This is a genomic window from Mycobacterium sp. (genome assembly GCF_044223235.1).
Lineage (GTDB): Bacteria > Actinomycetota > Actinomycetes > Mycobacteriales > Mycobacteriaceae > Mycobacterium.
The window spans coordinates 47,408-74,392 of the sequence record NZ_JBGAME010000025.1; the positions used below are offsets into that span (position 1 = coordinate 47,408).

The window sequence follows — 26,985 nt, forward strand, 5'->3', positions numbered from 1 at the left end:
CCGCCTCTGCGCCTGCGCCTGCGCCTGCGCCGCCCGCCGCCTCCGCGTCGAATGTACGGTTGTTCGCGCACCTTCTCGCGATTTGTGTACAACTTCCGTACATTCGGCGCGCCCGTCTGCCCGGCCGCGCCCGTGTGCCTGGCCCCGCCCGGCGTGGGGCGCGGTCGCTGTCACCGCGACCGGTTAGCCTGGCCGCACATCCACGAAAGAGGCGCTGCATGCTGGTCCTGCACGGGCTGTGGTCCAACGGTCTGTCGATGTGGGCAGAAGACTCCACCCTCGCGGTGAAGAGCCCAAGCCAGGCGCTGCGCACGGCCCGCCCGCATCCGTTCGCCGCGTCGGCCGACGTGATCGCGGGAATCCACCCGGGCAAGCCCGGCACCGTGACCCTGCTGCTGCCGTCGTTGCGGTCGGCGCCGATGGACTCGCCGGAGCTGTTGCGCATCACCCCGCGGCCCGCACCGCGGACTCCGCCCACACTCTTGGCATGGACGGTTCCGGTAATGTCCCTGCCCGCGGAGTCGGCGCTGGCCGCCCTGGCCCAGCCCGCCGCGGATGTGCGGTACGGCGCGTCCATCGGCTACTTCGCCGACCTGGCAACCTTCGCGCGGGATCTTGTCGAGCGCGGGCGGATCGTGCCGGCACTCGACCGCGACGAACACGGGCCTGCCGCCGTCTGGCGTCCCGTTGTCGAAGGCCCGGATGCCATGGCGCTCAACGCATTGACCGCCGCGATGCCGCCCGTTTGCCGCGCCGAGTCGGGCGCACCGGATCCCCATGCCCTCGCCGCGGCGGCGCTGCGCGCGATGGTCGACGCGGCGGTCCGCGATGTGGTGCCGCCGGCGTGCGAACTGCTCCCGCCGAGGCGGGGCCCGCGACCCAAACGCCTGCCGGCGCCGGAGGGCTGGCTGGCCGCGCTCACCGCCGCCGACGGCCGCTTCGACGCCGACGCCCGCGAGCTCGACGCATTGGCCGAGCAGCTCGGGCCGTGGAACGAGATCGGGGCCGACCGGCCGGGTTCGGCCAGGGCGACGTTCCGGCTGACCGACACGGAAGACGACACGGAAGACGACTCGGGCTGGCGGCTGGAGTTCCTGCTGCAATCCCTGGAGGACCCGAGCCTGCTGGTGTCCGCCGAGCAGACCTGGGACGACGACGGTGGCCTGCGGCGGTGGCTGGAGCGCCCGCAGGAACTGCTGCTCACCGAACTCGGCCGCGCCGCCCGCATCTACCCGCAACTGACCGCCGGTCTGCGGACGGCGTGCCCATCGGGGATCAGCCTTGACGCCGACGGCGCCCACCACTTCCTGTCCGCCGCCGCGCCGGCGCTGGACGGGGCGGGCTTCGGCGTGCTGCTGCCGTCCTGGTGGGATCGGCGGCACAAGCTCGGACTGGTGGTGTCGGCGTCCACGCCGGTCGATGGAGTGGTTGCCACGACCAGAAGGTTCGGCCGCGACCAGCTGGTCGAGTTCCGCTGGGAGCTCGCGGTCGGCGACGACACCCTCACCCCCGAGGAGATCAGCGCGCTCGCCGAGGCCAAAGCGCCGTTGATCCGGCTTCGTGGTCAATGGGTGGCGGTGGATCCGGAGCAGTTGCGCCGCGGACTGGAATTCCTGGCGCGCAAACCCAGCGAGAAGGGGAGTGTCGCCGAACTCCTGGCGTTGGCGGCCCGCCACGCCGAGGACACCGACACCCCGCTCGAGGTCACGGAGGTGCGGGCCGACGGCTGGCTCGGCGACCTGCTCAACGGGGCCGCCGGCCAGTCGCTGCAACCCGTACAGCCGCCGGCTTCGTTCACCGCTACCCTACGTCCTTACCAGGAACGCGGCCTGTCGTGGCTGTCGTTCCTGTCCTCGCTCGGGCTGGGCAGTTGCCTGGCCGACGACATGGGGCTGGGTAAAACCGTGCAACTGCTCGCCCTGGAATCCGTTGACCGTCAACAAGATCCGAACCTCGGACCCAGCCTGTTGATCTGTCCGATGTCGCTGGTCGGCAACTGGCAACGCGAGGCCGCCAAGTTCGCCCCGGACCTCCGGGTGTACGCGCACCACGGCGGCGGTCGCCTGCGCGGCGAGGAGCTGCGCGATCAACTCGATGCGACCGACCTGATCGTCAGCACCTACGCGACCGCCACCCGCGACATCGACGAACTCGCCGGGTACCGCTGGCACCGGGTGGTATTGGACGAGGCGCAGGCGATCAAGAACAGCCTGTCGAGGGCAGCCAGGGCGGTCCGACGGCTCGACGCCGGCCACCGGGTAGCCCTGACCGGGACACCGGTGGAGAATCGCCTGGCCGAGTTGTGGTCGATCATGGACTTCCTCAATCACGGACTGCTGGGCTCGCCGGAGCTGTTCCGCACCCGCTTTGCGATCCCGGTCGAACGGCATGGCCAGACCGAGCCGGCGGAACGGCTGCGTGCGATCACCCGTCCGTACGTGTTGCGTCGGCTCAAAACCGACCCGACGATCATCGACGACCTGCCCGAGAAGATCGAGATCAAGCAGTACTGCCGCCTCACCACCGAACAGGCCTCGCTGTACCAGTCCATCGTGGACGAGATGATGCAGAAGATCGAGAACAGTGAGGGAATTCAGCGGCGCGGCAACGTCCTTGCCGCGATGGCCAAGCTCAAGCAGGTGTGCAATCACCCCGCCCAGCTCCTGCACGACCGGTCACCGGTGGGCGCGCGGTCCGGGAAGGTGATCCGGCTGGAGGAGATCCTGGAGGAGATCCTGGCCGAGGGCGACCGGGTGCTGTGCTTCACCCAGTTCACCGAGTTCGCCGAAATGCTCGTGCCGCATCTCGCGGCGCGGTTCGGGCAGGACGTGCTCTATCTGCACGGAGGCACACCCAAGCAACGCCGCGACGAGATGGTGGAACGCTTCCAATCCGGTGAGGGCCCGCCGATATTCCTGCTGTCGTTGAAGGCCGGTGGCACTGGACTCAACCTGACGGCCGCCAATCATGTTGTGCACCTGGATCGTTGGTGGAATCCCGCGGTGGAGAACCAGGCCACCGACCGCGCGTTCCGGATTGGGCAGAAGCGCAGCGTGCAGGTGCGCAAGTTCATCTGTACGGGCACGCTCGAGGAGAAGATCGACGACATGATCGAGCAGAAGAAGGCGTTGGCCGATCTCGTGGTCGGCGACGGTGAGGGTTGGCTGACCGAGATGACGACCGGCGAGCTGCGCAGCCTGTTCGCCCTGTCGGAAGGAGCCGTCGGTGAGTGACTCCCGCTCGGGTTGGTTTCCGCCGCCGTCGCGGCCGCGTGCGGTCGACGGCGGCCTGAAGGCCCGCAGTGCCCGCGGTCCCATCGCCCAGACCTGGTGGTCTCAACGCTTCATCGAGGTGCTCGAGGACATCGGGGTCGGTAGCCGCCTGCAGCGTGGGCGCAACTACGCGCGCAGGGGGCAGGTCATCTCACTGGACGTCGCCCCCGGCCTTGTGACGGCGGAGGTTCAGGGCAGTCGGGCGCGGCCCTACCGGGTGCGCATCGGATTGGGAGCCTTCGGTAAAGCGGAGTGGTCGCTGGTCGAGCGGGCTCTTGCCGAAGACGCCTCGTACACAGCGGCATTGTTGGCAAGCGAGATGCCCGGCGACATGGAGGACGTGTTCGACGGGGTGGGCCTGTCGTTGTTCCCCACGAGTGCACGCGAGGTGTCGCTCGACTGCACCTGCCCGGATAGCGCGGTGCCGTGCAAGCACTTGGCCGCCGTCTTCTATCTGCTGGCGGAGTCGTTCGACGAGGATCCGTTCGTGATCCTCGCCTGGCGCGGCCGCCAGCGTGAGGATCTGCTGGCCAACCTGCAGGCTGCTCGGTCGGGCTCGGCGGCCGCGGACCGGACGGTGCAGTCCGGCAGGCCGCTCACCGACTGCCTCGATTCTTTCTTCGTTCGACAGGACGTGGCGTGTATGCCGAGCCCGCCGATGACCTCGTCGACGGCCCTGCTCGATCAGCTCCCCGACATCGGCGTCGCGGTGCGGGGGCGGTCGCTGGCCGAGTTGCTGCGGCCCGTGTATCTCACGCTGGGGCGCTGACCCAGCCTTAGCCCAGCCTTAGCCCTGCCTTAGCGCCGAACGTACGGTTGTTCGCGCACCGTCTCGCGATTTGTGTGTACAGCATCTGTACATTCGGCGCGCTGGACCAAACGTCACACCGATGAAACACAAACGGTATACCGTTTTGTGCAGGTGAGATGACGGCGCGCCGCGCCGCGGCCGAGGAACGAAAGCGTGGTGCGCGTTGCGCGCTCCTGTGAGCCCCCTTCTCGACCCGAACGGCAGCCCGCTCGACGAGCGCCAGCGCGCGGTCGTGCAACGGGTCGCCGACGCCGAGCGTGCCCACATCCTCGCCCTGCCCAGCAACGACCCGCTCGACCCCAAGCTGCGATCGCGCGTGCAGGCCACCGGACCCGAACTCTTCGGCCAGCCCGCGGCCATTCGGGCAACGCTGCAGTTCAATGGGGCAGCGTTGGATTCCATCGCAGAGCGGCTCACCGAGGGGATCCGCCGGGTCGTGCTGGTGGGCTGTGGCGATTCGCTCGCCGTCATGATCGCCGCCCGCCGGGCCATGGAAACCATGCTCGGCGTGCCCTGTGAACCGATGCAGAGCCTGGAGTTCGCCTACTACCACGCCAGCCTCGCCGACGCGGGCACCGCCGTCGTCACCCTGTCCAGTTCCGGGGAGACCACCCGCACCGTCGAAGCGCTCCTGACCGCTCAACTTCGCGGATCGTATACCGTTTCCCTGACGAACACGCCGGGTTCTACGTTGCAGGCCGAGGCCGACACGTCGCTGGCGATCAAGGCCACCCGGGTCGGCTGGCCCACCCAGTCCTCGACCGCCGCATTGGCGCTGCTGCTGGAACTGGCCATCCGTGTCGGCGAGTGGCGCGTCCCAGACCTGGCCGTATCTTTGCGCGCGGCGTTCGACGGGCTTCCCGACACCATGGCCGAGACACTGCACCGGATCGATCCGATGGTCGCAGGCATCGCCGCCGACGAGGTCGCCGCCGGGGTGCACACCGTGTTGTTCTCCGGGGCCGGTCCCAATCTGGCGTCGGCGATCGTCGGTGCGGCCAAGGTCAAGGAGTGCACGACGTTGCACGCCCTCGAGATCCAGGTCGAGGAGTACCACCACTACAACTCGCAGAAGGCCGGCGAGCCGCTGTTCCTGCTCGCGCCGTCGGGCCCGTCGGTGCCGCGCGCGGTCGACACGGGCAGCGACGCGCTGCGCTGGGGCGGACGTCTCTACGTCGTCACCACCGAGGGTGAGCGGGCGTTCGACGGTCTTGCCGGCCGTGTCATCACCCTGCCACCGGTCCCGGAACCGTTGTCGCCCTTGGTGTATATGCTGCCCGCCCAACTGGTCGGCTACCACCTCGGCCTGGCGTCTTATGAGGCCGCCCGTGGATGACAGGTTGATCTGCATCGGCAACCTGACTATCGACGAGGCAGTCTCGCCGTCGGGTGGACGCATCGAATCCGTCGGCGGCGACGCACTTTTCGCAGCGCTCGCCGCCAGGCTGGCCGGCGGGCATCCGACGATGCTCGCCCCGCTGGGCGCCGACGCCACTCCGGAACTGCTGGACGCGATCCGCGCCGCGGGGACCGATCCGGCGACGCTTCCGCGCCGCGACCTGCCCACCGTGCGCAACGTCGTGCGCTACGACGACGCCGGTGGTCGGGTATGGGATCTGATTCTCGGCGAGGAGCATTTTGAGATGTTGTCGGTGCACCGCTGCGATGTCACGGCCGCGGCGTGGAACGCCGACGCCGTGCTGATGTCGGCGATGGGCTTGCACGCCCAGCTCGACCTGGCCGCCTGGCTACGGCCCCGCACCGCCGCCACCATCTACTTCGACCCGCAGGAGGACTACATCACCGGGAACGAGCCGGCGCTGCTCGAGGCGGTTCGCAGCTGTGATGTGTTCCTGCCCAGTGCAATTGAGGCCACCGCCCTAGCGGGCGCAGCGGACGAGCGCACGGCCGCCAGGGCTTTCCTGGAACTTGGCCCGCGGGTGGTCGTGGTCAAGCTTGCCGAGGCCGGCTGCCTGGTCGCGACCCGCGAGCATCCCGAACCCATCCTCGTTCGCGCCGACCCGGTCGACCCGGTGGACAGCACCGGCGCGGGGGACGCGTTCTGCGGTGCGTTCGCCGCCGAACACCTGCGCAGCGGCGACGCGTATGCCGCGGCACGGGCCGGGGCGGCCGCGGCGCGTGTCGCCGTCAGCGGGCCGGGTGTCAACGGACTGTTGAGCGCGCTGGTGCCGGGAGTGCCGTCATGACCCGTGTCACCGTCATCAACCCAAACACCTCGGCCGAGCTGATGGTTGCGATCACCAAGGCGGCCCAGGCGGTCGCCGGGCCCGGGGTGACCGTCACCGGCATCTACCCGACGGTCGGTGTGTCCAGCGTCGAAAGCCATGCGGAGGAAGCCGTCGCCGCCGCCGGGGTCATCGAACTGGTCCGCGAATACCAGGCCGACACCGACGCGTTCGTGATCGCCTGCTTCGGCGACACCGGGGTGGCGGCGGCCCGCGAGGTCGCGACCTGCCCGGTGGTCGGGATGACCGAGGCCGCATTGCAGACGGCATGTCTGGTGGCGCACCGCTTCGTGGTCATCACGCTTCCGGCCCGCACCATCGCCCACAGCGAGCGGGTGGTCCGCGCGCTCGGGCTGGAGCACCGCTGCGACGTGCTCGCGGTCGACGTGCCGGTGGCGGAGCTGACCGCGGGTTCGACCCATTTGCTCGACGCGTTCGCCGCAGCCGCCCGCTCCGCCCGCCACGCCGAGGCCGTGGTCCTGGGCTGCGCCGGGTTGGCCGACCTCGCCGACCCGTTGTCGGAAACGTTGGGGCTGCCCGTCATCGACGGGGTAGCCGCCGGTGTCGGCATCGCGGCCGGCCTGGTGGCGATGGGGCTGAACACCTCGCGCGCCAACACGTTCGCCCATGTCGAGCTGCCGCCGGTCGGTTTGGTGGATCTGCCATGAGCGTGCTGTTCCGCGAGGTGTACGTCTACGACGCCGCCGCCCCGAATGCGATGACCGGTCCGACGGATGTGCTCGTCGAGGGCGACAGGATCGCCGCGGTCCGCGCGGTGCCGGACCCGTTGGGGGCCAGGGTCGTTGAGGGCGGCGGGCGTCACCTGCTGGTGCCGGGGCTGATCAACGCCCACTTCCATTCGACCGCCAACCATCTCAAGGGTTCGGTGCGCAGCCTGCCGTTGGAGCTGTTCATGCTCTATGAGTCGCCCGCCGAACCCGCGCTGACCCCCACCCCGCGGGAGGCGTACCTGCGGACGATGCTCGGCGCCATCGAGATGCTGCAGCGCGGCATCACCTGTGTGCAGGACGACGCGTTCATGATGCCGTTTCCCGAACCGGAGATCATCGACGCGGTCGCCTCGGCCTACCGCGACAGCGGGATCCGGGCCTTCATGGCGCTGGATCAGCCGGAGCTGCCCGAGGCCGAAAAGCTGCCATTCGTCGGCGAACTCGACGAGGCCGTGCGCAAAGTCCTCACCGCGCCTGCACCCGCGCCATCCTGGCAACTGTTGGAGATGTATCAGCATCTGATCGAGACCTGGCACGGTGCGGCGGATGATCGGATTCGTGCCGCGGTATCGATCTCGGCGCCGCAGCGGGTCAGCCTCGAGTACTTCGCGGCGCTGGACGATCTCGCCGAACGCCACGGGCTGCCGCTCTACGCACACATGCTCGAAACCAAGGTGCAGCGCACGCTGATGACCGAACAACCGCGCTTCGATGGACGTTCCGTGGTCGGCTACACCGCCCGGGCCGGGCTGCTCAAGCCGCACACCAACGTGATCCACGCGGTGTGGGTGGACGATGCCGACCTCGACGCGATCGCCGCCGCAGGCGCCACCGTCGTGCACAACCCGGTCAGCAACCTGCGACTGGGCAGCGGGGTGGCGCCGTGGCGGTCGTTCCTGGAGCGCGGCATCCCGGTGGCACTGGGCACCGACGAGGCGATCTGCGACGACACCATCAATGTGTGGACGGTCGCCAAGACCGCGGGCCTGATCCACAACATCAGCGGTCTGGACAGCGACGAATGGCCCACGCCCGCAGAGATTCTCGACGCCCTGTGGCCCGGTGGCGCCCGCGCAGTCCGGCGGGAGGACGACCTGGGCGTGATCGCGCCCGGCATGCTCGCCGACCTCGCGCTGGTCGACCTGCACACCGTCGCGTTCACTCCGCTCAACGACCTGAGGGAACAGTTGGTGCATTGCGAGGACGGCCGCGGCGTCGTGCTGACCATGGTGGGCGGCAGCGTCGTCGCCGAGAACGGCCAAGTCACCACCGTCGACGAGGAGGCAATCCTGAACGAGGCGCGGGAGCTGTTCGCCGCGAAGCGATCCGCGCTCAACGCCGCCCGCGACGTCGCCGAACACCTGCTCCCGGCCTACCAGCACATCGTCCGCCGAGCGGCCGCGACCGACGTCGGCTTCAGCCGGTGGGTGGCGCCATGACCGCGGGCTACACCTACAGTCCGCTGGCGGGCCGACCGGCAGGCTCCTGGCCGAATGGGGCCCGGTTGGCCGTCGTGGTGTGTGTCGGCGTGGAGTCCTACCGATTCGGCGACGGCCACACCGAAGACGTGCTGCCCGGCGTACCCGCCCCGGATCTGGTGAACACGGCGTGGCGGGACTACGGGAATCGAGTGGGCGTCTTCCGGATCCTCGATATGCTTGCCGGACTGGGTATTCCACCGACTGTGCTGCTGAACACCGACGTCTATGACGAGGCCCCCGCGGTACTGGACGCGGCGCGGCTGGCCGGTGCCGAGATCGTCGGGCATGGCCGGTCCAACTCCGATTCGCTGTCCGGGATGCTGCCGTCCGCCGAACGCGCCTACCTCTCCGGCGTCGCCGAGCGCATCCGCGCGCACGAGGGCGCGCCGCCCGGCGGCTGGTCCAGTCCGTGGCTCAGCCACACCCCGGCGACGCTGGGGCTGCTGGCCGAAACCGGATACCGCTACGTACTCGATCTGCGCGCCGACGACCAGCCCATCTGGCTGGCCACGAAAGCCGGCCGGCTGCTGGCGATCCCATACAACGCCGAACTCAACGACTCGTCGACGATGATCGGCAGGCAGGCATCGGCCCACGAGTTCGAGAGCATGATCGTCGACGAGTTCACCGAGATGTCGGCAACCCGGCACCCCATGGTGATGAGCGTCGTGCTGCACAGCTTCATCAGCGGGGTGCCGTTCCGGCTGCGCGCGGTGCGCCGGGCACTGCAACACGTCGCCGAGGCCACGGGCGTGTGGCTGACCACGCCGGGTGAGATATACCGGGCGGTGCTGGATGCGCCCAGCCTGTTCCCGGCGCCGGTCGCGGAGCTGCGGTCATGACCGGCGCCGTCGCGAGCGTAAGCGATTACTCGATCTCCCTGGTGCGCAACGGTGTTCGCAGCCAGGTCCTCAAGGGTGTCGACCTGCGGATCCGGCCCGGCGAGATCCTCGGGCTGGTCGGCGAATCCGGTTCGGGCAAAAGCGTTCTCGCCCTTAGCCTGCTCGGTCTGCTGCCGCAGGCCTCCCAGCCGCAGGTCGAGGGCGAGGTGGCGGTCGGTGGGGTGGACATGTTGCGCGCCAAGGCCGCCGAGGTGCGCCGGGTGCGCCGAGACCTGCTTGGCGCGATCTTCCAGGACCCGATGACGTCACTGAACCCGACGATGCGCATCGGCAGACAGATCGGCGAGCGCACCCACGACGACGCCGAATCGGTGCGGCTGCTGCAGACGGTCGGGGTGCGCGACGCCGAGCTGCGGCTGCGGGTCTATCCCCACGAGTTGTCCGGCGGCCTGCGGCAGCGGGTCATGGCGGCGATCGCGGTTGCAGGCCTGGGCGAGCGAAGCGACGGGAAAGCACTCCGGGGCAGCCTGATCGTGGCCGACGAGCCGACCACCGCGCTGGACGTCACCGTGCAGGCGCAGCTGCTAGACCTGCTGCGCGAGCTGCGCGACGACTTCGGCTGCTCGGTCCTGCTGATCACCCACGACCTCGGGGTCGCCGACCAGATCGCCGACCGGCTCGCCGTGCTCTACCGCGGTGAGCTGGTCGAAATCGGGCCGGCCGCCGAGGTGGTGCGCAATCCACAGCATGAATACACCCAGTCGCTGCTGGCGTCGCGGCTGACGTTGACGATGCCACGCGACGACCGGTTCTCCTCCGAAGACGATGTCGCGGAATCCGAACCGGCGGTGCGGATCCGCGAGCTGTGCCGCGCGTTCGGTGTCCGGCGGGGGCGGGGCGGGACGCGCGAGATCCGGGCGGTGGACGGGGTAGATCTGGACATCGCGGCGGGCGAGTCGCTGGCGATCGTCGGGGAGAGCGGGTCGGGCAAGTCGACGCTGCTGCGGATGGTCGCCGGGCTGGAGAAACCGACGTCGGGGACGGTGACGCTGAGCGGCGCCGGCGGCCCGCAGATGGTGTTCCAGGACGCCGGCTCGTCGCTGACCCCGTGGCTCAGCGTCGGGGAGATGCTGGGGGAGCGGCTGCGGTCGCTGAAGCTGTCGCGCGGTGAGGTCCGGTCCCGGGTGACCGAGGCGCTGGCGGCGGTCGGCCTGCCGCCGGACGTCGCGAAGGCACGCCCGGGGGAGCTGTCCGGCGGGCAGCGTCAGCGGGTCGGGCTGGCCCGCGCCACCATGATCCCGCCCGCGGTGCTGCTGTGCGACGAGCCGACCAGCGCGCTGGACGCGTCGCTGGCCAAGAGCATGCTGGCCCTCATCCGCGACCTGCGGGCTCGCATCGGGATGACGGTGCTGTTCGTCACCCACGACCTGGCGGTGGCCCGGCTGATGGGCGATCGGATCGCCGTCATGCACAACGGCCGCGTCGTCGAGCTCGGTCCCGCCGAGCAGGTGATCGCGGCTCCGCGGGAGGAGTACACCCGCACGCTGCTGGCCGCGGTGCCCGAGATCGCGGGGGCGGTGTCATGACCGACGAGCGCTTGCGCGAGGAGCCGACATGACAGATCGTGGGGACACGAGGTGACCGCGACGGTGCTCGTGACCCGGGGACGGCTGCGGCCGGTTGCGATCGGCGGTGCGCGGCTGGGGCGGCCGATGGCGTGGACGCTGGTCGGGTTGCTCGGGCTGGTGACACTCGTCGCCGTGTTCGCCCGTCAGCTCGCCCCGTACAACCCGATCCAGCCGGTGGGCGCGCTGAACCTGCCGCCGTTCAGCCCGGGCCACGTCCTCGGCACCGACGGGATCGGCCGGGACCTGTTGTCCCGCACACTGATCGGCATCCAGGTGAGCTGGCTGTCCGCGCTGGTGGTGGTAGCCAGCGGCCTGCTGATCGGCGGGACCATCGGGCTGATCGCCGGCGCGACCGGCGGCTGGGTCGACTCGGTGTTGCTGATGCGGTTGACCGACCTCTTCCTGGCGTTACCCGGCGCGCTGGTGGCGATCGCGATCGTGGCAGCGCTGGGGCCCGGGTTGGTCAACACGCTGATCGGGGTGGCGTTGGTGTGGTGGCCCTACTATGCGCGCATCATCCGCGGGGAAGTCAAGGCGTTGGCCGCCCGTCCGCACATCGAGGCGGCCAAGCTGGCCGGCGTCTCGCGCCCGCGGATCCTGACGCGGCACCTGCTGCCCGGTGTCGTGCCGACTGCGATCGTTACGGCCAGCCTGGACATCGCCAACGTCGTGCTGCTGCTCGCCGCGCTGTCGTTCCTGGGGCTCGGGCAGCGGGCGCCCGCACCGGAACTCGGCGCCGACACGGCGCGCTCGCTCTCGCAGCTGCTCAGCCAGTGGTGGGTTCCCGGCATCCCCGGCATCGCGGTACTGGTGCTGAGCCTGGTCGCCAACCTCGGCGGCGACGCCATCCGCAACCTGGTGCGGCGGTGATGCGATGCTGAACTTCCTGGCGCGCAGGCTCTCGGCGGCGGTGGTGATCCTGCTGGTGCTGTCGCTGGTGATCTTTGTGCTGCAATCCGTTTCGCCGGGTGACCCGGCGCGGGCCTACGTCGGCGCCAACGCCTCACCCGAGATGGTGGCCGCCGAGCGGCACCGGCTCGGCCTGGACGATCCGTTGCTCACGCGCTACGTCAACTTCCTGGGCGGGCTGCTGCACGGCGATTTGGGCCGCTCGCTGCGCACCCGCCAGCCGGTGACCGCCGACATCGCCACGTACCTGCCGGCGACGGTGGAGCTGGTGGTGACGGCGTTCGTGATCGCGCTGGTGCTGGCGGCGCTGTTCGCGCTGTCGGGTGCGCTGCGGTGGCCCGGCGCCGCGCTCGGCCGCGGCGTGCTGCTGCTGCTGGCGACGGCGCCGCCGTTCCTGCTGGCGCTGGTAGGGATCATCGTGTTCTTCGGTCAGCTCGGCTGGCTGCCCGCCCGTGGTGTCGGTGATTTCGACGATCCCGGACCGTTCGGAATGCAGACGCTCGACACGCTGCTGCACGGCCAGGCCGACGCGTTCGGTGATGCGCTGCAGCACTTGGTGTTGCCCGCGGTGGTGCTGTCCATCGCCCCCGCGGTGGCCATCGGGCGGGTGCTGCGGTCGTCGCTGCAGGGGGTGCTGGACGTCGACTACGTGCGCACCGCCCGTTCGAAGGGGCTGACCGAGCCGCAGGTGGTCGGCCACCACGTGGTGCGCAACGCCATCGGGCCCGCGCTGTCGATGGCCGGGCTGCAGCTGGGATTCATGTTCGCCGGGGTCGTCGTCGTCGAGCAGATCTTCTCCTGGCCGGGGATCGGCAACTACCTGGCCGCGTCCATCCCGGTGTCCGACTTCCCGGCGATCGCCGGGGTGACGCTGGTGCTCGGCGCCATCTACGTCGTGTCCAACGTCGTCGTCGACCTGTTGCAGGCGATCGCCGATCCGCGGGTGACCGCCGAATGACCGTCCCGCTCAACCGATAGAGGAGTCCGCCATGCATGTTCGACCACTGCGCACCGGCGTCGCCGTGTGTGCCGCACTGACGCTGGCGCTGGCCGGCTGTAGCTCGGGCACGCCGAGTTCGTCGTCCGGGGGTGGCGGCGGGGGCGCGGCGGCGCCGACCGACGGGGTGCTCACCGTCGGGCTGCTCGGGGACATCGGGCAGCCGCCGGACCCCGACATCTACTACGCCAACAACGGCACCGCGATCATGATCAACGCCTACGAGGGGTTGGTGCAGTACAAGAACAACACCGACACGGTGCAGATCGCGCCGCGGCTGGCCGAATCGTGGGACGTCAGCCCGACCCACGACGTGTATACCTTCCACCTACGCCAGGGGGTGACATTCCATGACGGGACGCCGTTCACGTCGGCGGCGGTGGATGTGGCGTTCAAGCGCCGGATCGCGGTGAAGGGGGGTGCGGCGTACATGGTGGAGGTGGTCAAGAGCGTGGAGACGCCGGACGACCACACGGCCATCATCACGCTGAAGCAGCCCAACACCGCGTTTCTGAGCTATCTGGCGTCGCCGTTCGGCCCGAAGATGGAGAGCCCGGAGGGGTTGAAGGCCAACGCCGGATCCGACGACGCGCAGACCTATCTGTCCTCGCATGACCTGGGCACGGGTCCGTTCATGCTGACGACGGCGCAGACCGGCGTGAAGTACGAGCTGACTGCCTACGACGGCTATTGGGGGCCGAAGTCGCCGTTCAAAACCGTTGAGCTGCCGGTCTATACGGATGAATCGGCGCTGGAGCTGGCGTTCGACAACGGCACCGTGGACACGATCGTTGCGGCGCTGCCGTCGTCGAGCCTGGAGAAGTACGCCAACAAGGACGGGGTGTCGAACTACTTCCTGCCGACGCTGCAGGGGGCGATGGTGACGGTGAACCCGAGCCACGACTTCTTCAAGACGCCCGAGTCCCGGGTGGCGTTCCTGAAGTCGATCGACCAGGAGACGCTGGTGAGTCAGGTGCTGGGCAAGCGATCCGAGGTCGCCACGACCATGTACGCCAAGGGCATGATCCCCGCGGACTCCGGGGCCGTGGACAAGCAGCCGATCTCTTTCGACGCCGACGCGTTGAAGTCCTACGTCGATGCGCTGCCCGCCGGTACGGACAAGAAGCTGGTGATCGGATACGCGAACGGCAACGTCAACGCGCAGTCGATGACCAACATCATCGTGGCCAACCTGCAGGCTCTCGGGTTGGATGCTTCGGCGCAGGGCTACGACACGTCGACGGTGTTCGGCTGGATCAACGATCCGCCGAGTGGGCCGGATGCGTTCGTGGACGGCAACAACGGGCCCGACGGCGGCGACCCGTACATGTGGGGTCACGTGTTCTGGGACGCGTCCGGCGGGATCAACTACTTCGGTTGCGAGTCAAAGGAAGTCAACGATCTGCTGAATCAGGCCTTGGGCACCGGAGACATGAACACCTACGCCAAGGCCGGTGACCTGTACGGGCAGACCGGGTGCTTCCTCAACCTGTCGTACAACCAGAACTGGGTGGTGGCCCAGAAGTGGCTGACCGGGGTGCCGGAGAGCCAGAATATCGGTGCCAACGAGTTGAACTTCTCGTTGCTCGGCATCTCCAATGAATCGGGGTAGAGGTTGTGGCACCGTGAATCAACGGGATTCGTGATCGTGTCGGGGGAGGGGACATGACGGGGGACGTCGAGGTCGCCGGCGACTCCAAGGAGTCGTTGTCGCAGCGGATTTACACCACGGTGCGGGAACGGATCATCCTTGGGCAGTATCCGCAGGGCAGCCGGCTGCCGGAGGCCAGGATCGGGGAGGAGTTGAACGTGTCGCGGGTGCCGCTGCGGGAGGCGGTGCCACACCTGGAGCGCGACGGTTTCGTGCACTCCCGTCCGCGGCGTAGCGCCGTGGTGGCCCGCTGGGACGAGCAGGTGATCGACGACCTGTTCGATGCGCGACTGTCGTTGGAGGTAGGGGCGGCCCGGTATGCGGCGCGGGAGGTCGCGCGGGGCGGTTCGATGGACTCGCTGGATGCGGCGCTGGCCGAATCGGAGCGGATGCTCGAAGCTGGGGATCCATACGCGATCGCCCGGTCCGCCACGGCTTTTCACGAGGCGGTGGTGTCGACGTCGTCGAATGATCTGATGGTGCGGTTGATGTCGACGATCTCCGGGCGGATCACCTGGCTGTTCTACCTGACGTCGGGCCTGCCGGCGGATGAGGCGTTCCATGACCATGTGTTGCTGCGGGATGCGATCGCGTCGGGCAATGAGCGGGTCGCCGAGTCGGTGGCCTATGCGCACATCGAGCGGGACCGGGAGCCGACGTTCGAGGCGATGAAGGGGCAGATGGGATGAGTAGGCAGGGTTACTTCCGGACCACGGTGTCGGAACGATTCCAGCGCAGCTGAGGTCCCGCCACCGAATCGCGGTCACCGTGGTTGTGGCGCCTGGTCTGTGCGCGCGGCACGCACGATGCCGTCGGCGATCTGCCACACCGCGGTGTTCACGTGCATGGGCAGGATCGGAAGAGCAGCGGCCTCTCGCAGCACCATGACGGCCAGGGCTGTGCTGGTCCGCCAGGGCACGACAAGGATTCTCGCTCGTGCGCGGTCGCCGACCACCGACATGACCCGATGGTGACGTGTTTGTTGGGTGGAGGTGGCCGCGAGACCGCGACGCGTCAGTGAATCGAGGTCCGGCACCCCCTCCAACGGCGACCAGTTGACCCCGATGTCGATGACCTCACCCAAAGGCTCTCGGAGACCGTCGACCAGTTGGGGTAATTCGCGTGCCAGCGATGCCGACCGCGGCCACCACGCGCCATCGAGCCCGCTGCCCAGTACCGAGGCCAGCGTGAGCCGGATCCCGCTCTGCGAGCCCCGCCAATTCAGCGCGGCCGTAGCCGCCGGGAACGATTGGTACTGCGGGCGATCAACTTGTGCGTCAGTGCGATCCATGGGTCGGTCTTTCATTTCGAGCCGACGGCGGCGCATGACGGCGGTTCGGTGATCGAAGAGGCGCTTTGCGCGGGTTGGACGCAAAGGCAAGCGCCATGCTGACCTCGAGACGACTCACCCTTCAACCTACACCGAAGGCATCCCGCCGGGGACAGGGCAATAGACTTTACGGCGGCGGACCAATGCAACATTCGAAATCCGTTCCAGGGGAATCGATATCGTTGCCAGATAAACATCGGTCGGTGGCGTGCTAGCCTGAGACGGGATGTTCTCTGACATCCCTTCAGAATGAAAGAAGTTGACTAAGTATGGCACAGGGAACTGTGAAATGGTTCAACGGCGATAAGGGCTTCGGTTTCATCGCCCCTGACGGTGGCGCTGAAGACGTGTTCGTCCACTACACTGAGATCTCCGGAAGTGGATTTCGGTCGCTCGAAGAGAATCAGCGCGTCCAGTTCGAGATCCAACCGGGCGCCAAGGGTCCGCAAGCAGTCGGCGTGACGGCCGTCTGACTCAAGATTTCGTACAACGCGGGCTGGTGGAGATCTCTCTGCCAGCCCGCATCTCGTTTCTGGCCGCCTTGGGGGGCCATCCATCATCAGAATCGTTGAGGCGCAATAATTCAGCCGATAACTCTCGGCACACCGACTCCCAGGCCATGCGGGTCCCGGCGGTGTACAGTAGATCGCATCGGCGGTATGTCGCACGCGACCATCTGAGATTGTGTCGTCGCTGATTCAATCGGATTGGGCCATTCGAGGCTCAGACAGGATTATCCGATGGTTCCACCAGACGGTCCTGCTGTGTCCCATCGGTGTCGTGATGGAAACGCGAGCGTGCCGCGCTTACGCTTGAAGCGCAAAGCAGCAGTCACCGGATGCGTTGACGGGGGCGGGCGGCCTCACCGTGATGGTATCCCAACTGAGCTTCCCCGGTTTGCTCGTCCGCGCGCGAACCGACCCCGTCCATGCGCAGACCATCTCGAGGGGTGACAGCGGCGATGGACAACGCATCGAGTGCGGACCACGGGCTCACGAACGGCGCGTGAGCATCCAAAGATGAACTGGCACAAAACAGCCCGACTACCAACAGGATGAAACCGTAATGAAAAATGAGAACCAGACATTCAAGTCCTTCAGGAACTTCGGCGTCGACGACATCGATCCGGCGGGGACGATCTCACGGCGCATGCTGCGCCGACTCGAAGACATCGACAACGCGACCACACCAGGACCGAGCACCCCGGAGGGGCGTGCGGCTCTTGCAGCCAGCGTCGTCGCGCACGCCGTGGTCGAGCTCGAGGCTGAACTGAACGCACTGAAACGACAAATCGCTCGCCACGAATGATGCAGCGGCTCATTCACCAAGCAGGTCTCGCGCGCTGATGGTCGCACGGTTGTCTGTTTCTGACGCGATGGCTTTGGAGCACCCAAACTCCGCCGGTGCACACGGTTGGGCTGCTCATCTTGGCGGCGTCCGACGCTGAGCCATACCCGGTTACAACGGCTCATGGCCGTATCATTGCCGCAGTTGGCACGCTTGCGCAGTCGACTCGTGGGAAAGCCCTTGGGAGTGGGCCAGCCGGTCTGGGCCGAGATCGACGATTTCGACCAAGACCCGCAGATTCACCGTGCGACGGTCGCGGCGCCAGGGGGCGACAACGGGCTCGCCGAAATGGTTTCGCGGCTGGGTGGAGAAGCGCATCACCGGCGTCGACCACTGTGGGAAGGGTCGAGCATCGACGGTGTGGCCGGGTGGCCGCTGGGCGTTGGCGGTGACGATATCGCCGTTATTGAATGACGGCGGCTACGGCATTCCGTCGGTGTGGAAGCGCCTGGTGGCTGGTGGAGTCAGCGACGACGCGGTGGGCGATCTGCCGATCGAGGCCAGCCTGGGCCCGAAACCATCGCTCGGCGCACTGGTTGGCGATTCGTTGGCCGAGATCCTCGAGAGCCATATGTTAGGTGTCCGGCTGCTGGCCGACGCGGCCACTGGCGCGTTGCAGGCGATGTATCGTCGACCGATCCAGTGCAGGTTCTGGCCAACCTCCACACCGCCACCGAGAGGTTGAGAATCACTCGCGACGACGGCGAAAAGACGCGGGGGAGCTGTCGATCTCGCGACTGTGGTATCGCTGCTCCCGCCGTGGTTCGCACACATCGGGATGCGGGTCTGCGCCCAGTATGGCCCGCCCGGGTGGAGAACGCCGACGTGCCACGGCAGCGTCTCGTTTGTCACCGGAGCTACGAAGCCGACGTTGTCGCCGGCGCACAGGTCGTCGGCATGCACATCGCGGAGCCGCCGATGGCGGGCTGCGGGTGGAAGATCACCGCCACGACCGTCTCGAAGTGATGGATCTGTGCGTAAGCGCCTGCCCCGACAACGTGCCCGCGCTCATTGACATTGCGACCGGCGTCGTCCACGCCGCCGATGTCCTCGTAGCGGCAGCAGCACCTTCCCCCGTGGCCGCGGACGTTCCGTGGTGTCGGACATGACCTCCCACATCAACAGACGTTCACGTGCATAAGCGTTGCTAGAGCGTGATGGTGCGAAAGCTCGATCGAAATCCGGTGCCGAGTCGATCCGCACTGCGTGGAACGGCGACCCCGGAAGGTGACCCGCGCAACGGTGGCCCCGGCAAAAGTGTTGTTTTTCAGCGCTTCTTGTCGTTGAACAAGGCGTCGGCAGCCGAAGTCTTGGTCGCCGCCTTCGCGTGTTTGGCGGCTCGCTTTTCTTTGAGGGACTTGCCGGACTTCTTGGACATCGTCTGCCGGGGAGACTTGTCGGACATCGCTGACCCCTCGTTCGGGGGCCTGGTTGGTCCCGATCAGTCGAGCCTACTCGCGTGCCGAGCGCCGCAGAGTAATACTTGCAGGCCCAGCCGATGTGGGGTTCGGTGTGTGGGGCAGCCCGCCGGCTCCAGGAGGAGCCGCCCACTGATGACGAGGGTCGCACGCCATCCTGAGCCGTCGGGTGCGCGCCATCGCCATATGGTGGCAACTAGAGGATGGTGTAGGCATGACTCTGCCACCGCGTACACCGGGCGCTACCGATGCCCGGCGTGTGTTGGGGTAGATGTGGCGATCCGGAAACCCTCGGAGCAGCGGTCGTCCGGCACGCATGTACGACGAACTCCAGTTCGCCCTCGGCGAGGGTCGAGGGCGCGGTGTCGGAAATGTGTTGCGCTGGTCCCGGCCCCACGCACGCGCTGCGAAGCGCGGTTGTATCGGTAATGGGTGGCTGCGTGATGCCACCGACGCCTATCGGCACAGGTCTGCAGTCGCCCTGTTGTGGCGCCGATGTCATGTCGGCCAGCGCCGCACGGCGGCGCGGGCGAACGATGCGGCGTCGGGTGTGATGCGCTCCTGCCGGTCGAGACCGCGACCGCGATGCACGAGTCGCAGCCGGCGCATGATGTCCTTCACGTCCCAGGCGGCGCGCTCGGCCGAGGACCGCGTGATCGTGTTGCCGGCACCGGTCATCCAGCCGATAACGTCCAGCATTTCGGCGACGAACACGTCGGGATCGTCCGCACCCGCGGCGACCGCGATGAGGTAGAGCAGTCCGGCCTGTTGTTCGCACCGGTCGGTCGACGTGGGTGGCATACGTTCGGCGAGGTGCCACCACAGCGCGGCCGGATCATCACGCATCGCCTTCGCGCGTGCGGTCGCCGACAGACGTCCGCGGTGCTTGCGTAGGAGTCCCATTCGTTGCGCGGACTCCCGCAGATGCAGCACCGGGACGGTGAGGTCCTCGCGGTTGCCCTTGCCGATCCACGCGTCGGCGAGGTCGAGCTCGCGGAAGGCGGCCTCGACGTGGGCCGGCGGCAGGTATCCGGCTGCGGTCAGCTTGATTCCGTCGGTCCCCACACGGTCGATCAGCCACGCGTACGGCTGGACCGCCGCGGCGACGCTGTCCACGTCGACGAGAACCGGTGTCTGCGTCGCGGCGCCGATCATGCCGCGCAGCCGCCGTCGGTGGTACGGGCTGGGAACCGCGTCGAGCAGATCCGCCAGCGGGCCGGGCAGCTGGCTGACGTCGACGGTGATGTCGAAATCAGCGAGGGCCCGGTTGATTTCGTCGATGTCGAACGGCGTCGTCGGGAACGAATGCGGATCGATGTCGCCGAAGAACCGGTCGAACTCGGCCACGGCCCCGGCGTCGATGTTCGCTGCATCGGTGACCGCTGCGATCAGCTCGTAGCCGCCCACCCCGCCGCAGTCCTCGGCCGGTCCGGATCGGCGGCCGTCGGTGCAGACCGCGCGGCGCGCGGACGCGGGCCGCGGCAGCACCGCCTCGAGCCGCAGCACATGTTGCCAGTCGTCGCCGAAGTCGTAGCAGTACAACAACCGGTCGCCCTCGTCGACCAGAAGTTCGTCCAGTCGGACCTGCTCTTCGGGGACGCCGGCCTCACCCTCGTCCACCTCGAACGGCATCAGGTAGTACTCGGTCTCATCGCTGTAATACGCCGGGCCGCAACCGAATCGGTGCAGGTGGCTGTCGGTCCAGCCGAATGCGACCTGGATGATCCCATGCACGTCGTCGAGGAACAGGTCGGAGGCGAGTTCAAGGCGGCGCCATACCGGCGGTTCGGTGCCGGTCAGGTCGATCCGGACCCGGTAAGTCACGGGATCCTGCCGACGTGGGCGGCGTCGGGACGGTGGCGGGCGATGGGACGGACCGGTCATCGCCGCACCCTCCGAGGAAGGGAATATCTACTCATCTGGGCCGGGCGCATCAGAAGGAAGTCAATCACGACTGGCCCGGCCGCTGGCGGAACCGGTGCGGGGTTCATGGCTCTACGCTCGGGCCGATCCATGCTGACCACGCACGACCCACGCCTCCGCGGCAACGTCGTCCGGCGTCGTCTCGGCGAAGACGCGAGCCCGTGGCGTTGTCAACGACATCGACTTTCACGCGCGGACTCTCACGCGCGGACGCCGCTGACCGTCCACACGGCACGGCGGTCAGCCCCGTGTGTGCCGACACGGACACTGTGCAGACCGGCGGTTCGGCACTGGGCTGCAAAGGATTCCGCCTGCTGGTTCGTCCACCCGTGACTGGCGAGTCCGGTCGCACCGGGACGTACCTGACGTTCGATCGCCAGGAACCGCCCTCCGGGTGCCAGCACACGGTGTGCCTCAGCGAGTCCGTTCCCAACGTCCTGCCAGTGGTGCACCGTTGCCAGCGACCACGCGACCGTCGCAGAACCGTCCGGCAGCGGCAGGTCCTCCGCGGTGCCCTCGGCCCAGGTGATCCCCGCCCGGTTCCGTGTGACGGCGCGAGCGATCCGAAGCATTACCGGCGCTGGATCTATTCCGGTCACGCGGGCCCCACGACGGGCGGCTTCTCTGACGGCGCTACCCGGGCCGCAACCGATGTCGACGACGCTGTCGGCGTCCGAGACGGAGGCAACGCTGGCCGCCAGGCGTGCCCGACGGCGCCCCATGGCCAGCATGATGAGTGCGATCAAAGCGCCGCTCACACGGGCGAATCGGGGGTAGTCGGCGTGATGATTGACCGGAGTTGCCGGCGAAACGTTCATCGTTGGTCCCTTCGGCTGTGGTCAGATGTCCCGCCTTGCCGGTTCCAGTCTGCTTGACGACAAGTGGACGGCCTACCACCGAGCCGCCGATGAGGCCGGTGTCAAGAAACGCCGGCACTGCCGGGCGAGCGCAGAATACCGACGTAATCGAACCTCGCAGCCGAGCGCATCCATCACCGCGATCGTGTGCTCAGCCCAGAACGACGGATGCATCATCTGCTCTCGCAGCCGAGCGCATCGTCGTTGCCAGTACGACGGCGGCGAGCTCTCCGCTGTGAGAATCTGAATACCGGAGCACCCGTTCGGGTGCGGTGAGCATGCCTCATGGTCACTGTTTGTCGGGGTTTCGGGACGGACCGGCATGGCGCGAGGGATTAGGCCGCTCAACGTCACGCTGCTGACGCTGATGGTGGTGGCCACCATCAGCGGGGTCGTGGCGTTCGGGGTGGGGTTTCCGGGCCCAGCACGGTGGGTCGTCGCCGTGCATGGGGCGTCCGGATTGGGCCTGCTGCTGCTTGCCCCGGCCAAGATCAGGGTCGCGCGGCGGGGCCTTCGGCGGCCGGGACGATCGCGGAAGGTGATCAGCCTGACGTTCACCGCGCTGGTTGTCGCGGCGATCGCTAGTGGGCTGCTGCACGCGGTCGGCGGATGGCGGCCCTACCTCGGGCTGCTGCCGATGCAACTCCACGTCGGTGTGGCGGTGGGGGCGGTGGCCCTGCTGGTGGCGCATGTGGTGATGCATCACCGCAGCGCCCGTCGCCGGTGGCGGCCGTTGGTGCGCCGCACCGACCTGACGCGACGGCGAGCGCTGCTCGGCACCGGGGTCGTCGCGGGCTCAGCGGCGCTGTGGGTCATCGCGCCGGGGTTGGCGCGTCGCGAGACCGGATCTCATGAAGTCGGCTCGGGGAACATCGCGGCGGTTCCCGTCACGCAATGGATGTTCGACCGGGTGCCCCATGTCGCGGTTGCGGCCTGGCGCTTGCGGACCCCGGACAGATCGTTTGACCTGGCCGCCATCGCCGCGCTCCCGCAGAGCACCGTGCGCGCCGTGCTCGACTGCACAGGCGGCTGGTTCACCGAGCAGGAGTGGCGCGGGGTACAGCTCTCGGCGCTCGGGTTGCGTCAGGGTGCGGTGATCGAGGTGGTGTCGATGACCGGCTATCGCCGCCGTTTCCCCGGTGATGAGGCTGGGACGCTGCTGCTGGCGACGCATGCGAATGGCCGTCCGCTCTCGCGCGGCCACGGCGGCCCGGCCCGGATCGTCGCGCCGGGGCGGCGCGGGTTCTGGTGGGTGAAGTGGGTGGGGTCCATCGATGTGGTCGACGAGCCGTGGTGGTGGCAGCCGCCGTTCCCCCTGCAGTGATCACGACGTCGCGGCGAGGGACCGAGTTGCGGTTGGTCCCTTCGTGCAACATCGGGAATTGCCGGTGTGGTCGCTGGGTTCATGTGTAGCCGAACAGCAACCGCCGAAGAGCCCGCTCTGCCATTGCCTGCGGATCCTCTGAGATGCCGACGTGCGACAAGTCGCTCCCGATGGTCAAAGAGGCCATGCCGTGCAGCAGCGACCAGGTCGGCCCCGCGATCTCGCGTGGGTCTCCGGCCGGTAGGAGGTTCGCCGCCTGGCATCGAACGATGGCGTCGAGCAGGTCGTCGAAAGCGCGTAGACCGGCGGTGAGCAGCTCCGGGTTGTCACCCTTGTCCAGCTCGGAGCCGAACATCACCTGGTAGTAGTCGGGGTGGGTGACGGCCCAGCGCACATATGCCCGCCCCATCCCGAGCACCTGCTGGGTCAGGTCGGCCGATTCGGCCGCGGCGGCGCTCAGCGTCTCGTGTAGCTGGACGAAGCCCAGGGTGGCGGCAGCGGCCAACAGTTGTGACTTGTCCGAGAAGTGGCGGTACGGCGCAGCGGCGCTCACGCCTGCGCGTCGGGCGACCTCTCTGAGCGTAAAGCCTTTCGGCCCCTTCTCCTTGACCAGCCCCAGCGCCGCATCGGTCAGGGCCCGCTTCAGATCACCGTGGTGATAGGTGTCCCGCTGCTCAGTCGAGTGCTCGGGAATGTTCTCTCGACGCGGCATGTTTACGATGTTAACATGGGCGCATGTTAACGACGTCAACATCTACGGGAAGGTCTGTCATGTCTGAGAAAGACGAGGTCGGGGCGGGCTGGGCTGTCGTCACGGGCGCGAGTTCGGGCCTCGGCGCACTATTCGCCGAAAAGCTCGCCCAGCGGGGTTTGCCTCTGGTGCTCGCAGGGCGAGACGAGGCGCGGCTGGCGGGGGTGCGGCAGCGAGTTCAGCGAATTGCGCCAGGCATCGAGGTCGAACTCCTGGCGGGTGATTTGGACGCTCGAGCAGGTGTCGAAGCCTTGGTTGCGGCTCTCGACGGGCGAGTGATCGACGTCCTGATCAACAATGCGGGGTTCGGCACCTACGGCCGGCTGCCTGAGGTGGGCCCGGAGCGCGACCATGACTTGATAGCGGTCAATGTGGACGCGTTGGTGCGTCTCACGCACGCGGTGCTGCCCGGAATGCTGGCGCGCGGGCGCGGGCGGATTCTGAACGTGGCGTCGACCATCGCGTTTCAGCCCGCGCCATATCAGGCCACCTACGGAGCCTCGAAGGCATTCGTGCTGTCGTTCAGTCAGGCGTTGTGGGCCGAGACGCGGGGTTCGGGAGTCACGGTGACGGCGTTGTGCCCCGGCCCCACGCGCACCGGCTTCGTCGACGCCCTGGATGCGGACGTGTCGCAAACCGCTATCTACAAGCGACTCGCTTCACCCGAACCGGTTGTCGCCGCTGGACTTCGAGCGCTCGATCGCGGACGACCGGTGGTCGTACCGGGTCTGCGGAACTGGGTGATGGCCAACGGCGCACGTCTCAGCCCCGGGTGGGTCGGGGCGCTGATCAGCGGCCGGATGCTTCGCCCCGCCGGCGCCCCCCGAGCCCACGCCGCATCGCAATGATCACCGGCGGCGACCTGGCGGCGGGCGACAACGCGGCGCAGACGGTCGCCGAGGTACGCGATGATCCCGCCGGACGGATCCGCGTTGCGGCCGACGCCTACGGGTTTGGTCGAGGGGGCCGACGGTATCGGCCGTACCGGCGGGCGGTCGTCGCGTTCATGCGTTGGCAGCTGGCACGGGGTGTCCTCAACCCGCTGGACGAAGCCATACCCGGAAGTCCGTGGTGGCGCGCGGTCAACGAGGATCTGCTCCGCGACACCCTCGAAGCGAAGCTGCTCATCGAACGCGGTGGGGGAGCGCCGTCCCGGCCCAGCGTCGCGCACTGGGTCGGCTTCTTCACCGCTCCGTCGGCGCAGTCGTGGTACGCGGCGCATAACGCGAGCGTCGTCGCCGGGTATCTCGCGCACACCGCCCTCGCTGCGCGTGAGGCGCCGGCCGAGCGCTTTTTCATGAACGTCGTACTCGTGCGAGTGTTGTACGCGCACGCACTGGTGGTGGACGGCGACCTCGCGCTCGGTCGGTTGTCGTTCCTGGCACGGCCGATCGGTCACCCTAGGTCACGGGGACCACAGGCCTTGCTGTCGATGAAAGACATTCTGCCGGAGCGCTATCCGATTCCGGAAGTGCGAGTGGAGGAACTTATAAGCAGCGAGAACAAGCTCGGCCGAATGGTGGATTACGGTGTGATCGCCGCGCGCATCGACGCGCTGTACGCCTGCTCGGCACGCGCGTTGGGTGAGCCACTGCTGCTCGATTTGATCGTGGACGGCGCGCCCGCCTATCCCTGGCCGGCCGATGACCACCATGTCTGGAAGCCCCAGCCGCGGCGGGGGCTCACACCGCTGATCGAATTGCTGACGCGCCCCCGCAACAGCCACATGCGCCTGGAGCTTGCGGCGGCCTGATGCCGCAACGATCTCCCAAGCGCCGGGTTGCGACCTATTGACCGTTTTGGCGGCGGCCGATGAGCAGGTCCTTGATCTCGGCGAGCTGCTCGTCGACCGAGCGGAAAGTGGCTCGGGTCTCCTGACCAAAGTCCGTGAAGTCGATCTTGAACTCCGCCAGCTCGGACTTGACCTCCGTCAGCTGGAATGTGACGTCGGCCAGGCCCAAGGCGTGCTGTCGCTGGTTGGCGCCGAGCGTTGACCGCGGCCAGAACCGCACGGTAGTCGGCCTGGGAGGCTTCCAACGCCGCGATGCGCGCTTCGAGGTCTTCCAGGGAGGCCACCACGTCATCCTATGGCCATCCCATCGGGGGTATCAGCGGCAACTGGGCGGCCGGACGTCCTTGCGTGGGTCCCGTGGAAGCTGTCTCAACGCTGCACGGACACCCACTGCCCGAGTCGCGCGCTCTCCGCGATCGCCTCGCCGACGAGCACCTCTTCCAGTCCGTCTGCGAATGTCGGATAGTCCGGCTGCTCAGGGGCTTTCCCCGTGACGATCGCGGCGTAAACCGCGCGGTGCAGCGCCGTGAACGCGTCCGCATACCCCTGCGCGTGTCCGGGCGGGTAGTCGCCGGTGCTGCGCAGCTGAAGCTGGTTGGGCTCGTCGCGATGGCCGATCCACATCGGCTCGGGGTTCTCCGACCCCCAGGCCAGCGACGTCGACGAACCGCTCACCTCGAAGCTCAGATGGTTCTTCCGTCCCGGCGACACCTGCGACAGCGTCAGGACGCCGCGGGCACCGCCGTCAAACCTCAGCAGCATGCCCGCCAGATCCTCGGTCGTCACGACCGTCGGCTCGGTGGCCGCCGCTGAGTGGGTGAATGTCTCGACAGACTCGACGGGTCGCCGGCGCTGCGGGATCACCGTCGCGAGGTCGGCGGTGACGGATTCGACTCGCTAACCGCAGACGAAGCTCACCAGATCCAGCCAGTGCGAACCGATGTCGCCTACCGCGCGCAGGGACCCGCCGAGTTCGGGGTCGAGCCGCCAGTTCCAGTCGGTGTCCTTGGCCAGCCAGTCCTGGAGGTAGTTGCCGGTGACCAGGCGCACCGAGCCGACCTGCCCGGAGCGCACCCGCGTCGCGGCCTCCTGGCACAGCGGGTAGAAGCGCGAGATGAAGCAGACGGCGTTGACGAGGCCCAGACGCTCCGCGGTGTCGCGCAATTCGCGGGCCTGCGCCGTCGTCGTCGCCAGGGGCTTCTCACAGATCACATGTTTTCCTGCGTGCAGCGCCGCGAGCACCTGTCCGAAGTGCAGGTGGTTCGGCGAGCAGATGTGGACGGCATCGACACGATCGTCGGCGAGCATCTCCTCCAAACCTGCGTACACCGGCCCGGGGGATGAGCCGACGAAGCCGACCACCGGAACCCCGATGCGGGCCAACGATTCCGCGTGCACCCGGCCCATGAACCCGGTGCCGACGATGGCTGCTCGTACGCTCATGTGCGGAAGAGGAACCTTTCGACTCCGCCCAGGCGCAGCACGACGGCGAAGGCCAGCGCGACGACGGCGATGAAGAACGCGGAGACGGCGCCCGAGGGCGGGGGAGATGGCGCCGCGCAGACCCGAGTACACGAACACGGGCAGTGTCTGTTGTCGATGGTCACGAGCACCTGGCTGACGACGAAATCGGTGATGCTCAACAGGAATACGACGAGTGCGCCGGTGACGATAC

The 26,985-nt window shown here is 67.9% G+C and carries 26 protein-coding genes and 2 pseudogenes; 20 read left to right on the plus strand and 8 right to left on the minus strand.

The window, feature by feature from the left end; genetic code table 11:
* Positions 1–218: 218 nt before the first annotated feature.
* The 12 genes from ADBZ6K_RS22260 to ADBZ6K_RS22315 all read left to right on the plus strand — a co-directional run bounded on the left by ADBZ6K_RS22260 (position 219) and on the right by ADBZ6K_RS22315 (position 15,257).
* Positions 219–3,233 carry a DEAD/DEAH box helicase gene (locus ADBZ6K_RS22260; RefSeq protein WP_526350752.1) on the plus strand — a complete coding sequence of 1,005 codons (3,015 nt, stop codon included), beginning with the start codon at positions 219–221 and terminating at the stop codon, positions 3,231–3,233.
* Positions 3,226–4,041 carry an SWIM zinc finger family protein gene (locus ADBZ6K_RS22265; protein WP_526350754.1) on the plus strand — a complete coding sequence of 272 codons (816 nt, stop codon included), beginning with the start codon at positions 3,226–3,228 and terminating at the stop codon, positions 4,039–4,041. The genes ADBZ6K_RS22260 and ADBZ6K_RS22265 overlap by 8 nt, the downstream gene beginning before the upstream one ends.
* A 217-nt stretch (positions 4,042–4,258) precedes the next feature.
* Entirely contained in the window at positions 4,259–5,419 is a 1,161-nt protein-coding gene (locus tag ADBZ6K_RS22270; RefSeq protein WP_526350756.1) for an SIS domain-containing protein, read from the plus strand.
* Positions 5,412–6,290 carry a carbohydrate kinase family protein gene (locus ADBZ6K_RS22275; protein ID WP_526350758.1) on the plus strand — a complete coding sequence of 293 codons (879 nt, stop codon included), beginning with the start codon at positions 5,412–5,414 and terminating at the stop codon, positions 6,288–6,290. Before ADBZ6K_RS22270 ends, ADBZ6K_RS22275 begins: the two co-directional genes overlap by 8 nt.
* Positions 6,287–6,997, plus strand: coding sequence for an aspartate/glutamate racemase family protein (locus ADBZ6K_RS22280; RefSeq protein WP_526350760.1), 711 nt, complete (start codon positions 6,287–6,289; stop codon positions 6,995–6,997). The genes ADBZ6K_RS22275 and ADBZ6K_RS22280 overlap by 4 nt, the downstream gene beginning before the upstream one ends.
* The gene (locus ADBZ6K_RS22285; RefSeq protein ID WP_526350762.1) at positions 6,994–8,499 is read left to right on the plus strand and encodes an amidohydrolase family protein; all 1,506 of its coding nucleotides are present in this window, start codon (positions 6,994–6,996) and stop codon (positions 8,497–8,499) included. The genes ADBZ6K_RS22280 and ADBZ6K_RS22285 overlap by 4 nt, the downstream gene beginning before the upstream one ends.
* The gene (locus tag ADBZ6K_RS22290) at positions 8,496–9,383 is read left to right on the plus strand and encodes a polysaccharide deacetylase family protein (protein ID WP_526350764.1); all 888 of its coding nucleotides are present in this window, start codon (positions 8,496–8,498) and stop codon (positions 9,381–9,383) included. The genes ADBZ6K_RS22285 and ADBZ6K_RS22290 overlap by 4 nt, the downstream gene beginning before the upstream one ends.
* Positions 9,380–10,969, plus strand: coding sequence for an ATP-binding cassette domain-containing protein (locus ADBZ6K_RS22295; RefSeq protein WP_526350766.1), 1,590 nt, complete (start codon positions 9,380–9,382; stop codon positions 10,967–10,969). The genes ADBZ6K_RS22290 and ADBZ6K_RS22295 overlap by 4 nt, the downstream gene beginning before the upstream one ends.
* A gap of 51 nt (positions 10,970–11,020) precedes the next feature.
* Positions 11,021–11,881 (plus strand): ABC transporter permease, encoded by an 861-nt coding sequence (locus ADBZ6K_RS22300; protein WP_526350768.1) that lies wholly within the window; start codon positions 11,021–11,023, stop codon positions 11,879–11,881.
* 4 nt (positions 11,882–11,885) lie between these two features.
* Complete coding sequence (locus ADBZ6K_RS22305; protein ID WP_526350770.1) at positions 11,886–12,878, plus strand: ABC transporter permease; 993 nt, start codon at positions 11,886–11,888, stop codon at positions 12,876–12,878.
* A 31-nt stretch (positions 12,879–12,909) separates the two neighbouring features.
* The gene (locus ADBZ6K_RS22310) at positions 12,910–14,529 is read left to right on the plus strand and encodes an ABC transporter substrate-binding protein (protein ID WP_526350772.1); all 1,620 of its coding nucleotides are present in this window, start codon (positions 12,910–12,912) and stop codon (positions 14,527–14,529) included.
* 53 nt (positions 14,530–14,582) lie between these two features.
* Positions 14,583–15,257 (plus strand): GntR family transcriptional regulator, encoded by a 675-nt coding sequence (locus ADBZ6K_RS22315; RefSeq protein WP_526350774.1) that lies wholly within the window; start codon positions 14,583–14,585, stop codon positions 15,255–15,257.
* Positions 15,258–15,331: 74 nt separating this feature from the next.
* Here ADBZ6K_RS22315 and ADBZ6K_RS22320 read toward each other — a convergent pair whose 3' ends face one another.
* Positions 15,332–15,859: a DUF5994 family protein gene (locus ADBZ6K_RS22320; RefSeq protein WP_526350776.1), complete on the minus strand. Its 528-nt coding sequence runs from the start codon at positions 15,857–15,859 to the stop codon at positions 15,332–15,334.
* Between the two features lie 308 nt (positions 15,860–16,167).
* Here ADBZ6K_RS22320 and ADBZ6K_RS22325 point away from each other — a divergent pair, with 308 nt between their 5' ends.
* The 5 genes from ADBZ6K_RS22325 (at position 16,168) to ADBZ6K_RS22345 (ending at position 18,211) form a co-directional block, all read left to right on the plus strand.
* Complete coding sequence (locus ADBZ6K_RS22325; protein ID WP_526350778.1) at positions 16,168–16,371, plus strand: cold-shock protein; 204 nt, start codon at positions 16,168–16,170, stop codon at positions 16,369–16,371.
* A gap of 592 nt (positions 16,372–16,963) precedes the next feature.
* Entirely contained in the window at positions 16,964–17,206 is a 243-nt protein-coding gene (locus ADBZ6K_RS22330) for a hypothetical protein (RefSeq protein ID WP_526350780.1), read from the plus strand.
* Positions 17,207–17,368: 162 nt separating this feature from the next.
* Entirely contained in the window at positions 17,369–17,659 is a 291-nt protein-coding gene (locus ADBZ6K_RS22335) for a wax ester/triacylglycerol synthase domain-containing protein (RefSeq protein ID WP_526350782.1), read from the plus strand.
* Positions 17,550–17,930 carry a hypothetical protein gene (locus ADBZ6K_RS22340; RefSeq protein ID WP_526350804.1) on the plus strand — a complete coding sequence of 127 codons (381 nt, stop codon included), beginning with the start codon at positions 17,550–17,552 and terminating at the stop codon, positions 17,928–17,930. The genes ADBZ6K_RS22335 and ADBZ6K_RS22340 overlap by 110 nt, the downstream gene beginning before the upstream one ends.
* Positions 17,931–18,055: 125 nt before the next feature.
* Positions 18,056–18,211, plus strand: a complete 156-nt coding sequence (locus ADBZ6K_RS22345) for a hypothetical protein (protein WP_526350784.1) — start codon at positions 18,056–18,058, stop codon at positions 18,209–18,211.
* 301 nt (positions 18,212–18,512) lie between these two features.
* Here ADBZ6K_RS22345 and ADBZ6K_RS22350 read toward each other — a convergent pair whose 3' ends face one another.
* From ADBZ6K_RS22350 to ADBZ6K_RS22360, 3 genes are all read right to left on the minus strand, one after another.
* The gene (locus ADBZ6K_RS22350) at positions 18,513–18,650 is read right to left on the minus strand and encodes a hypothetical protein (RefSeq protein ID WP_526350786.1); all 138 of its coding nucleotides are present in this window, start codon (positions 18,648–18,650) and stop codon (positions 18,513–18,515) included.
* Between the two features lie 511 nt (positions 18,651–19,161).
* A complete protein-coding gene (locus ADBZ6K_RS22355) occupies positions 19,162–20,487 on the minus strand; it encodes an IS1096 element passenger TnpR family protein (RefSeq protein WP_526350788.1) in 1,326 nt (441 codons plus the stop codon).
* A 299-nt stretch (positions 20,488–20,786) separates the two neighbouring features.
* Positions 20,787–21,404 carry a class I SAM-dependent methyltransferase gene (locus tag ADBZ6K_RS22360; protein WP_526350790.1) on the minus strand — a complete coding sequence of 206 codons (618 nt, stop codon included), beginning with the start codon at positions 21,402–21,404 and terminating at the stop codon, positions 20,787–20,789.
* Between the two features lie 361 nt (positions 21,405–21,765).
* Here ADBZ6K_RS22360 and ADBZ6K_RS22365 point away from each other — a divergent pair, with 361 nt between their 5' ends.
* Positions 21,766–22,767 carry a molybdopterin-dependent oxidoreductase gene (locus ADBZ6K_RS22365; protein ID WP_526350792.1) on the plus strand — a complete coding sequence of 334 codons (1,002 nt, stop codon included), beginning with the start codon at positions 21,766–21,768 and terminating at the stop codon, positions 22,765–22,767.
* A 79-nt stretch (positions 22,768–22,846) separates the two neighbouring features.
* On the opposite strand, the gene ADBZ6K_RS22370 is transcribed toward ADBZ6K_RS22365, so the two are convergent.
* Positions 22,847–23,479, minus strand: coding sequence for a TetR/AcrR family transcriptional regulator (locus ADBZ6K_RS22370; RefSeq protein ID WP_526350794.1), 633 nt, complete (start codon positions 23,477–23,479; stop codon positions 22,847–22,849).
* A gap of 59 nt (positions 23,480–23,538) precedes the next feature.
* Between ADBZ6K_RS22370 and ADBZ6K_RS22375 the strand changes: the two genes are divergently transcribed.
* Positions 23,539–24,366 (plus strand): SDR family NAD(P)-dependent oxidoreductase, encoded by an 828-nt coding sequence (locus ADBZ6K_RS22375; RefSeq protein WP_526350796.1) that lies wholly within the window; start codon positions 23,539–23,541, stop codon positions 24,364–24,366.
* The gene (locus ADBZ6K_RS22380) at positions 24,363–25,271 is read left to right on the plus strand and encodes a hypothetical protein (RefSeq protein WP_526350798.1); all 909 of its coding nucleotides are present in this window, start codon (positions 24,363–24,365) and stop codon (positions 25,269–25,271) included. The genes ADBZ6K_RS22375 and ADBZ6K_RS22380 overlap by 4 nt, the downstream gene beginning before the upstream one ends.
* 34 nt (positions 25,272–25,305) lie before the next feature.
* Here ADBZ6K_RS22380 and ADBZ6K_RS22385 read toward each other — a convergent pair.
* From ADBZ6K_RS22385 to ADBZ6K_RS22395, 3 genes and pseudogenes are all read right to left on the minus strand, one after another.
* A pseudogene (locus ADBZ6K_RS22385) lies at positions 25,306–25,594 on the minus strand (hypothetical protein).
* Positions 25,595–25,679: 85 nt separating this feature from the next.
* Positions 25,680–26,753, minus strand: a pseudogene (locus tag ADBZ6K_RS22390) (Gfo/Idh/MocA family protein).
* On the minus strand, positions 26,750–26,985 hold a 236-nt coding region (locus tag ADBZ6K_RS22395; RefSeq protein ID WP_526350800.1), incomplete at its 5' end, for a hypothetical protein. The pseudogene ADBZ6K_RS22390 and the gene ADBZ6K_RS22395, both read right to left, overlap by 4 nt.